This window comes from Actinoplanes sp. TFC3 (assembly GCF_001553785.1).
Taxonomy (GTDB): domain Bacteria; phylum Actinomycetota; class Actinomycetes; order Mycobacteriales; family Micromonosporaceae; genus Actinoplanes.
Window position 1 is genome coordinate 206656 of record NZ_LOJP01000002.1, and the last position, 9902, is coordinate 216557.

The window sequence follows — 9902 nt, forward strand, 5'->3', positions numbered from 1 at the left end:
CACTCCCACCCCGCACCAACTCCCCCACGTCCCCAACGCACCGTAGGGGCGTCCGGGGGCTCGGCCCCCGGAGCAAAATACGAAGAAACCCCTGTCAAACTCCCGAAGGGAATTCGACAGGGGTTACCCGTTTCGTAGCGGGGACAGGATTTGAACCTGCGACCTCTGGGTTATGAGCCCAGCGAGCTACCGAGCTGCTCCACCCCGCGTCGGCATGGAAAGACTACCGCGTTGCCTGCGTCGCTCGCAAAACGGTTCACCGTTACGTGCCCCACACCTGTGGGCGGCCTGGTCGTAACCCCCTCGCCGACGCAGCAACCCGACCCGCGACCTTCGTCCAGGACCTCGCAGGTTTGGTGGCGATCATTGCGGAGCCGGGACCGGGTACGGACGATCAGCCTGGCCGCCGATGTCGGCTGGGCCGGAAGCGCCAAAGCGTTCACCGGTCTCACCCCACCACCGTGGCCGCTGCGCCGTAGCTCGCCAGCGACAGCCAAGCCGGGCCGGACACAGATGCGGCCCGCCGGAGCACCGACGGGCCGCGTCTGCAACGGCGGGACTCAGCCGCCGCTAGGTGATGGTGGCGGCGCCGAAGCCGGCGTCGACGGGGCGGCCGAGGCCGGTGCCGAGGGGGCTGTGGACGGTGTTGTGGTTGTTCCGCCGGCCGCCTTGGAGGCGTTCTCGAAGTCGGTCATTGCCTTGTCGAGGGCCTGCAGGGCTTGGCCGTAGCGGGTGAAGTCGCCGGAGGCCTGGGCGGCCTTCACTTCGGCGATGGCCCGGTCCAACGCGGTTGCCGCGGTTGCCAGTTGGCCGGTCAGTGCGGGCGTACCGGTGGATGGGGGTGTTGTGGTGTTGCCTGGGGTTGTGGTTGTGGGCTGTTGTTTCTTGCCCGCCTCCACCAGCGCGGCCAGGCCCTCGTCGAGACTGTTGGCGAGCACCACGTAGTTGCTGCCGTCGCCGTAGGACATCAGGACTTTTTGCAGCAGCGGCGCCGCGTTGGTCTGTTGTCCGCTCTTCACGTAGACCGGCTCCACGTAGAGCATGCCGTTGCCCACCGGCAGTGAGATCAGGTTGCCGTAGAGGACTTGGGCCGAGTTGTTGGTCTGCAGAAGGTTGAGTTCCTGGCGGACCGTGCTGTTTGTGGTCATGCGCTGATGGACCTGCGCGGGGCCGGGGATCGCGGTCTCGTCCGGAAGTTCGAGGACCTCCAGCTTCGGCTTGCCGTCCACGTATGAGCCGGAGATCAGCGCCGCGAAGTTCTCGCGCTTGCTCGGCGTGACTGCCGAGGTGATCTGGAAGCGGGTGCTGTCCTGGCCCGGCAGTTGCACGTTCAGGTAGTACGGCGGCTGCTTGCTCTGCTCCGATCCGTCCGGGGTGTTCGGGACGGCCCAGAAGTCGTTGCCGGTGAAGAAGTCGCCAGGGGTGGTGACATGGAAGCGGGTCAGCAGGTTGCGCTGGACCTTGAACATGTCGGCCGGGTAGCGGAAGTGCGCTTCGAGCGACGCCGGGATCTCCGACTTGGGCTTGATGAGGTCGCCGCCGAACGCCTGGTTCCAGGCCTTGAGCACCGGGTCCTGATCATCGAACTGGTAGAGGGTGACCGTGCCGTCGTACGCGTCGACCGTCGCCTTCACCGAGTTGCGCATGTAGTTGATGTTGTCGCGGGCGAGCGCGAACGTGCCCCGGTTGGTGAGCTCGTCCTGCGTCTCCTCCTGCAGGTTGATGCGCTGGGCGTACGGGTAGGTCGCCGAGGTCGTGTACCCGTCGAGGATCCACTTGATCTTCCCGTCGACCATGGCCGGGTACGGGTCGCCGTCGATGGTCAGGAACGGGGCGACCTTTTCGACGCGCGAGCGCGGGTCCCGTACGTACATCAGCTTGGAGTCGGCGTTCACCGCGTCGGAGAGAACGAAGTTGCTCTCGGTGTTCTTGATCGCGAACACCAGCCGGCGGAAGAACGAGCCGATCGGCACGCCGCCCTGCCCGTCGTAGGTGTAGCGGGCCTCGGCGTCGCTGTCGGTCGGCTGCGGCCGGTCGTACTCGACGTTCTTGGCCTTGTCGCTCTGGCCGACGATCGCGTACTCGGTGGACTGCTCACCGTAGTAGATCCGGGGCTGGTCAACCTTGATCTGGTCGGTCGACGTCGAGGCACAGTTGGCCGTCTGAGCGGTGTTTCCGGTGCCCAGCGAGCCGGACACGAACACCGGCAGACCGCCGCAGGCCTCGTTACCCGGAGCCGCCACCAGACCGTAGCCGTGGGTGAACACGGTGTGCCGGTTGAGCCAGTTCTGCTGCTGGGTGGTCAGCGCGGTGTCGTTGATCTCGCGGACACCGACCACGTAGTCCTGGGTTTTGTCGTTGATCGTGTAGCGGTCCACGTCCAGCTTCGGGCCGAAGTCGTAGAAACCGCGGACCTGCTGCGACTGCGTGAAAGCCTCAGAAACCAACTGCGGGTCGATTACTCGTACGTTCTGGGCGCTCGCATTGTCGGTAAGGTTGCCCGGCGGCACCACAGTCGCAGCCCCGTACGGCGTCACCTGGGTGTCGCTGAGCCCGAAGGCCGCCCGGGTGGCATTGATCGACCTGGCGATGTAAGGCGCTTCCTTGTCCGCCAGGCTCGGCTTGACCTGGAAGTTCTGCACGGCCAGCGGGTAGATGCCGCCGATCGCAACCGCCGAGATGGCCAGCAGCGCCAGCGAAACCCCGGGCCAGACCAGGTTGCGCATGACCGCGTTGGAGAACACGATGATCGCGATGGCCACCACGATCGAGATGTAGGCCAGGATCTCCTTGGCCGGCAGCAACGCGTTGACGTCGGTGTAGCCGGCGCCGTACAGGTCGGGCGAGACGTGCTGTTCGAGCAGCAGCGCCCGCCGGTCGAGGATGTAGGCGACCGCCTTGAGCAGCACGAAGATCGCGACCAGCGTGGTCAGGTGCGCCCGCGCGGCGGTGGTCATCCGGTCCCCGACGCCCTGCAGGCGCACGCCCCCGAAGATGTAGTGCACGGCGAGCGCGCCGATCACCGACAGCACCACCGCGGTGAAGCCGACACCGAGGATGTAGCGCAGCAGCGGGTATTCGAAGACGTAGAATCCGATGTCCACATTGAACTGCGGGTCCTTGACGCCGAAGGACTGGGAGTTCTGGAAGAGCATCCAGTCCTTCCACCGGCTCTGCGCGGAGAGCCCGGCGAAGAAGCCGATGACGATGCCGATGATGGCGATCCAGGTGCCCAGCCGCGGCTGCAGCACCATGCGGTAGCGCTCGAGCGTGGCCTGCTCCGCCGAATGGGGGCGCAGCAGCGGGCGCAACCGGTAGGCCAGGTAGAGGTTCGCCGTGATGATCAGCGCCATCAGCAGGCCGATGGCCAGGAACAGCAGCAGCCGGGTGACCAGGACACCGGTGAAGACGTTGGTGAAGTCCACCTCGTCGAACCACAGGTAGTCGGTATAGGCGTCGATGCCCCAGCCGAGCAGGGTGAACAAGAGGAAGACCCCCACGAGGACGCCGACGGTCACGCGACCGCGCCGGCTCATCCTCGGCAGAGGACTGTTACGCATGACCAACGTGAACCCCTTTTAGGTTGTTGCGTATGTCGCCGGCGTCACGAGGCGGTGCAGGGTTTCGGTGTGCCGCCGCTGGTGAACGTCTGCAGTGCGGTGAGGGCGTCGTCGATCGTGGCGACCTCGGCCATCGGGAGGCCGGGCACCGCGTTGCGCAGCGCCTCGGCACAGTTGTCGATCGGAACCAGGAAGATCTGCGCGCCGGCGTCTTTGGCGCCCACGAGCTTCTGCGGGATGCCGCCGATCGGTCCGACGTTCCCCTCGTCGTCGATGGTGCCCGTACCCGCGATGATCTTTCCGCCTGTCAGATCCTCGGTTTTGATCTTGTCGATGATGCCGAGCGTGAACATCAACCCGGCGCTGGGTCCGCCGATCTCGTCCAAGTCGATCGAAACGGTGAACGGATGCGGCTGTTTCTTGTCGATGGAGACGCCGATACGCGGTGTGCTGCTGCCCTCGGCCGCCTTGGTGGTGATCTTGGCGGTCGCCGGCTTCTTGGCTCTTGTATAGGAGATCGTCAGCGTAGTACCCGCCGGCTTGGCCTGAACGAGCTGCGTCAGCTTGTCCGGGCTGGTGACCTTGGTGCCGTTCACGGCGGTGATGACGTCGTCCTTGCGCAGCACCCCGTTGGCGGCGCCGGTGGGTGCGACATCCGTCACGAAAGTCTGCACCGGGTAGCCCAGCTCGCGCAGCGCCACAGTCTCCGCGCTGGTCTGCGAGGACTGGAACTCCTCGGCGTTCTGCTGCTCGACCTGCTGCTCGCTGCGGTCCGGAGGATAGATGAGGTCATGCGGCACCACGGCCTGCTCATCGCTGAACCAGCCCCCGATTGCCCAGACCAATTCGACCTTGCGCTGCACCCCGACGGTGGTCAGGCGCAACTGACCCGCACTGGTCGTCACCTGCGCCTTCGTCACCTGGATGACCTCTTTGCCGTTGTCCGAGCCCAGCGTGTTCACCGTCGGTCCGGGCTTGAGCACCACGTACGGCAGGGGAATGGCCATGACTCCGACTGCCAGCAGTGCGGTGATCAGGGCGCCGAGGATGACCGTGACACCGCGACGTCTCATGCGCGTGACCGTATCAACCAACCCTGAGTTCTCTCTGAGCTGACACCGCCATGGGCCCGGGCGGGCTTGAACGCGCGTAACGTTGACGTCGTGCCTGATATCCCGTTCGGCTTCAGCCTGCCGGGCGCGCAGCCGCCCGATCCCTCCGACCCGCAACAGATGCAGCAGTTCATGAACCAGCTGCAGCAGATGTTCGCCGCGCCAGGAAGTGGCCCGGTCAACTGGGATCTGGCCCGCCAAGTGGCGGCCAGCCAGCTGAGCGCGACCGGCGACCCGGCGGTCAACATGTATGAGCACAGCTCGGTCGCCGAGGCCCTGCGCCTGGCCGACCTGTGGCTCGACCCCGTCTCAGCGATGCCTTCGGGCCTCCGCGACGCAACCGCCTGGAACCGCAACGAGTGGGTCTACAACACCCTGGACGTGTGGAAGAAGCTGTGCGACCCCATCGCGGGCCGCATGGTCGGCGCCATGGGCGACCTGGTTCCCGAAGAAGCCAGGGCCCAGCTCGGCCCGATGCAGTCGATGGTCGCGACCCTGGGTGGCGCCCTGTTCGGCGGTCAACTGGGCCAAGCGCTGGGCCAGTTGGCCGCCGAGGTCCTGTCCGCCGGTGACATCGGCCTCCCGCTGGGCCCGGCCGGCACGGCTGCGCTGATCCCGGCCAACATCAAGGCCTACGGCGACGGCTTGGAGCTCCCCGAGGACCAGGTGCGGCTCTATGTGGCGCTGCGCGAGGCGGCTCACCAACGCCTCTTCCAGCACGTCCCGTGGTTGCGCGCGCACGTGCTGACCGCGGTGGAGACCTACGCCAATGGCATCACGGTCAACCGCGAGGCAATCGAGGAGGCCATGAGCCGAGTCGACCCCTCGGACCCCGAGTCGATGCAGGCCATGGCGCTGGAGGGCATCTTCACGCCCGAGGACACCCCGCAGCAGAAGGCCAGCCTGGCGCGCCTCGAGACAGCCCTCGCGTTGGTCGAGGGCTGGGTCGGCCACGTCGTGGACAGCGCCGCGGGAGACCGTTTGCCCTCGGTAGCGGCCCTGGGCGAAGCCTTCCGCCGCCGCCGCGCCGCCGGTGGCCCCGCCGAGCAGACCTTCGCCGCGCTGGTAGGCCTCGAGCTGCGTCCCCGCCGCCTGCGGGAAGCCGGCGCGCTGTGGACCGCGGTCACCGAGGCCCGCGGCGTGCAGGGCCGCGACGCGCTTTGGGACCACCCCGACCTGCTGCCCACCGACGAGGACTTCGCCGACCCGCAGAAGTTCGCGCACGCCCAGCCGGACTGGGACATCTCGGAGTTGGAAAACCTCGGAAAAGACGACAACAAAGAGTAAAAGCTTCAAGCGGATGTCGTGCCTTGGTGGGTGGTGCTGACCGCAGTTCCCACCGAGGCCGGGTCCGGTGACCCAGGCGCCTGGCGGCGCCACAACGGATCCCCGGGCCCTTCATTCTGCGTGAGTGGTATCTGCTCAACCGCCCAGTAGTGCTCGGGTGTTCTCCCAGCCTTCCAGGGCCATGTCGAGCGTGGCCAGATCGGCCGGCCCGCGCAACCGCCGCCAGTCCGGCGTCGACTCCACCAGGCTCGGCTGTGGCGCCCCCCGGCGCACCGTCATCGGCGTTGCGCTGTCAAGGTCGTGATCGCCCAGCCATTCCGGCACCGGCAATGTGGTCGCAACAGCCAGCAGACCACCATCCCGCCCTGCCGGCGCCACAGCCACAGGCTTACTGGTCAACGGCCGCAGCAGCTTCCCCAAGATCATCCCTGGCACGTCGGCGGCGTCGGCGGCAAGCACCGCAGCCTGATCAAAACCGGCCGCCGCAGCCTGGTGAAGAACGGGCAGCACCGTAGTCGAAGGCACCTCGTAGATCGGCATACCCGGCCAAGCGATCTCCTCAGCCAGCGCCAGATCAGCCGGCACAGCCGCAATCGCCGGCTCGGCCTGCGCCAGCCGGGCCAGCAGGTCGACGACGTCCTCGGCCAGGGCAGCGCGCCACTTCGCCAGGTCGATGCCCGGCGGGCTCCAGGTCACCGGGGTCAGCAACGCCACCACGACACGTCTGGTCACGTGGTGAAGGCTAGCCCTGCCCGGTCAGTCGTCCGCCAGCACCAGCCCGGTGGCCGCGGAGATGCCCTCGAGGTACCCGCGCGCCCGCTCCGCCTTGGGGTAGCGGTTCACGAGTTCCCAGAAGGCCGCGTTGTGGCTGGGCACGATCAAGTGGGCCAACTCGTGCAGGAGGACGTAGTCGATGACCCAGTCCGGCATCTCCTGAATGCGGTGCGAGATGCGGATGGTGCCGTCGTCCGGCGTACAGGATCCCCACCGGCCGTTCTGGTTGGTCACCCACCGCACGCTGGCCGACGCCGTGCTGCCGACATGGTCGGGGAGGTAACGTGCGGTGAGCTTGTGGGCGCGAGTGAGGAGCTCATTGTCCGTACGCTGGACGCGTTCTTCCCGTGCCGCAAGGCGAGCGAGCATCCGGGCGACCCACTCGGACTCTTCCGCACGCGAGAACCGGTCGGGAATGAGGACGACAACCCGCTCGCCCTCCCGGTACGCAGACACCGTGCGACGCCGACGCTGGCTGCGCCGCACTTCGACGACAGGCTTGCGCGTCCTCGCCATTACCGGCTCGCGCAGCCCAGACTAGGGTTCACATTGCGACGTTAATCCGTCAGGGGCAGGTGGCCGCAAGGGTACGGCAAATGACACGCACCCAAAATGTGAGCTTCGCCCCAGAAGATCCGAAAATATTTTCCGGTCCCGAAACTCAGCAGCCGGAGCCACCCGTCCTGCCGGTCAAAATTTCTACCCGACCCGCGACCCTCTCAACCCTTAACGAGCCGGGGCTGGACGAGGCTACGCGAGCCGCTTTGCGCTTTCTGGATCACCATCGACACCTTGCCACTCCTTCACCGACCGATCAGATGCAGCATGCCTCCATCGCAATCCGGATAGCTTTTCAGCTTCCGCTCACTGTCGTCGCCGGCGTTTCCGTTCGCCCCACCCGCCAGCACCGGTCTGTTTCATGTCCCGATGCCCCCTGCTTCAGACCTGCCACACGTGGCCGTCGCTCACTGCACGCGAACCGCTCTCCCAGGCCACCCTCTCGGCCTCCTTCACGCACGCCTCGAAACTCCCTCCGATGACTTGATCATCCGTTTTCGGCCGGTCTGAAGTAATTCGTCGGCGTGTTGATGCCCAATCTGCCCCAAAAGGCGCATCTTGACCGGCAGACTCACGACGTCGACGACACAGCCGACGCTGCGCTGACATGGAAATGGCCGGACGTGGGTAGTGACCGCCCCTAGCGGGTGGCCACATTCACGTGGTCGCGGAGCGGTCCAGCGCCGAACACAGATCGCGGCCTGTCGCCGCGAGCAGGGCCCCGGTGGTCCAGGCCCCGGCCTGGCGCCCTCGGGAAACCCGGGCCGACCCGGCCGACAACATGACGAGGAGGAATCGTGGCCGACAACACGTACAACGGCTACTGCGTTAAGTGCAAGGAGAAGCGGGACTTCCAGGGCACTGTCGAGGTCTCCAAGACCGGCATGAACATGGCCAAGGGCAAGTGCCCGGTTTGCGGTACGACGGTCAACCGCATCCTGGGCAAGGCCAAGGCCTGATCCGGAGTTGCACCGACTGAGGGGGCGACCGCACAGGTCGCCCCCTCAGTCATCCGGTTCGACACCCATTCACCCCTCCGGGGCATAACCGTGTTCGGGCAAACACGTTAAGTAGTTATCCACTCCCTCTACCACCCCTGTGGATAACTCGTCCAGCCCTGTGGATAACTGAGCCTCACCGCGGACAGCCCCTGTGGACAACGAAAGCCGTCCGCATCAGGATCGTGACACTGTGTCACGCATGAGCCGTCCTCCGCTGCACCGACCGATGCTCCTACCAGGGCTTCCTCGCATCTGGCGAGGCGAACGCACTCTGCAACTAGGCCTGCACTCCGAGCGCGCGATCCTGATCGACCTTCCCAACGCGGCAACCGCCAAGATCCTCGATCTCCTCGATGGCACCCGCCCGGAAAGCGCCATCCTCAGAGCCGCCGCCAGCTTGGACATCACCCCCGTCCAGACCCGCGCCCTCCTCGACGCCCTTCACGGCGCCGGCCTGGTCATCTCCTCGCAGACGCTGTATCCACCAGCGCTCGACGCCACCACCCGCCGCCTCCTGTTCAGCGAGGCCGCCGCCCTGGCCCTCGCCGTCCAAGCCACTCAACCCGTGCCAGGCGAACCCCAACCTGGCCTGGATCCCCCGGTTCACGAGGAGCCAATCCCACCCGAAGCCCCTCCCTCCCGCGCCCGAGAACCCAGCACATCCGCCGGGATGCGGGCCGATGATCAAAGTGCGACACCCGCCGAGGCGACCCCAGTCAGCGACTCGGCTCCAGCGCAACCCGAGCAACACCCCGAGGCCGGCGACGAACGCAGTGGCCCAGACGGCCGCTTCGGACCTCGCAAGCCCAACCTGCCAAACCGCCCACCAACTCCCGCAGCCATCCTCCGGCGGCGGCGCTCGGCCAAAATTGTCGTCACCGGTCGAGGCCGGCTGGGCGCCGGGATAGCGGTCGGCTTGGCCGAAGCCGGGATCGGCCACGTGCACGCCGACCTTCCGGGAACGGTCAGCCACGTCGAACGGGTCGGCGGGCCGCTCCGGAACGTGGAAGCCGGCGCGGTGCGCACCGATGAGGTGATCAAGGCGATCCAGCGGGTCGCGCCGGGGACGGAGACGCGGTCGATCCGGCGGGGCACGGCTTCACTGGTCGTCCAGCTATGCCACGACGAGCCGGTCGGGCTTCTGGCTTTCGCGCACACTCGGCGCCGGCAGCCGTACCTGTCGGTGGCGGTGCGCGAGGGTACGGCGGTGATCGGGCCGCTGGTGCCGGCGGATGGTCAGCCGTGCCTGAATTGCCTGGCCATGTGCCGCCAGAACTACGAGGGCGGGGAGTTCCGGGAGTTCGTCACGGCGGGAGATGAGCCGCTCGCGGTGGCGACGGTGCTTGCCGCTTGCGGGTACGCCATCAGCGAGGTCCTCAACTACGTGGACGGCCTGGGCACCGAGACCCTCGGGGCGGAAGTAGAGATCCACGGACCGGGACGGCTCCGGCGCCGGCAGTGGTACCCGCACCCCTACTGCGTCTGCGGCCAGCGGCCAGCACGCACCCGCTCCCGAGCGCCCCGGCAAAGCCCAACGGGCAGCCAGCGGCAAGCCCGAGCCGGAAGCGAACGACAAGGCGGGGCGGAGGGCGAGGGGGTGGGGCGGGAAC

At 66.9% G+C, this 9902-nt stretch carries 7 protein-coding genes and 1 tRNA gene; 3 read left to right on the plus strand and 5 right to left on the minus strand.

What is annotated here, in order from left to right:
• Positions 1-135: 135 nt before the first annotated feature.
• The 3 genes from TFC3_RS27965 to TFC3_RS27975 all read right to left on the minus strand — a co-directional run bounded on the left by TFC3_RS27965 (position 136) and on the right by TFC3_RS27975 (position 4633).
• A tRNA-Met gene (locus TFC3_RS27965) sits at positions 136-209 on the minus strand.
• A 351-nt stretch (positions 210-560) separates the two neighbouring features.
• A complete protein-coding gene (locus tag TFC3_RS27970) occupies positions 561-3560 on the minus strand; it encodes a UPF0182 family protein (protein ID WP_236718492.1) in 3000 nt (999 codons plus the stop codon).
• Positions 3561-3604: 44 nt separating this feature from the next.
• The gene (locus TFC3_RS27975; protein WP_067508095.1) at positions 3605-4633 is read right to left on the minus strand and encodes a PDZ domain-containing protein; all 1029 of its coding nucleotides are present in this window, start codon (positions 4631-4633) and stop codon (positions 3605-3607) included.
• Between the two features lie 90 nt (positions 4634-4723).
• Here TFC3_RS27975 and TFC3_RS27980 point away from each other — a divergent pair, with 90 nt between their 5' ends.
• Positions 4724-5959, plus strand: a complete 1236-nt coding sequence (locus tag TFC3_RS27980; RefSeq protein ID WP_067508097.1) for a zinc-dependent metalloprotease — start codon at positions 4724-4726, stop codon at positions 5957-5959.
• Between the two features lie 135 nt (positions 5960-6094).
• Here TFC3_RS27980 and TFC3_RS27985 read toward each other — a convergent pair whose 3' ends face one another.
• Both TFC3_RS27985 and TFC3_RS27990 read right to left on the minus strand, forming a co-directional pair.
• The gene (locus tag TFC3_RS27985; RefSeq protein ID WP_067508099.1) at positions 6095-6691 is read right to left on the minus strand and encodes a hypothetical protein; all 597 of its coding nucleotides are present in this window, start codon (positions 6689-6691) and stop codon (positions 6095-6097) included.
• 24 nt (positions 6692-6715) lie between these two features.
• Positions 6716-7249 carry a M48 family metallopeptidase gene (locus TFC3_RS27990; protein WP_067508101.1) on the minus strand — a complete coding sequence of 178 codons (534 nt, stop codon included), beginning with the start codon at positions 7247-7249 and terminating at the stop codon, positions 6716-6718.
• Between the two features lie 839 nt (positions 7250-8088).
• On the opposite strand from TFC3_RS27990, the gene TFC3_RS38595 reads away from it, so the two are divergent.
• Positions 8089-8250, plus strand: a complete 162-nt coding sequence (locus tag TFC3_RS38595) for a DUF5679 domain-containing protein (RefSeq protein ID WP_015625326.1) — start codon at positions 8089-8091, stop codon at positions 8248-8250.
• 241 nt (positions 8251-8491) lie between these two features.
• Positions 8492-9902, plus strand: a 1411-nt coding sequence (locus TFC3_RS38855; RefSeq protein ID WP_201787281.1) for a hypothetical protein, incomplete at its 3' end; no start/stop codon positions are given.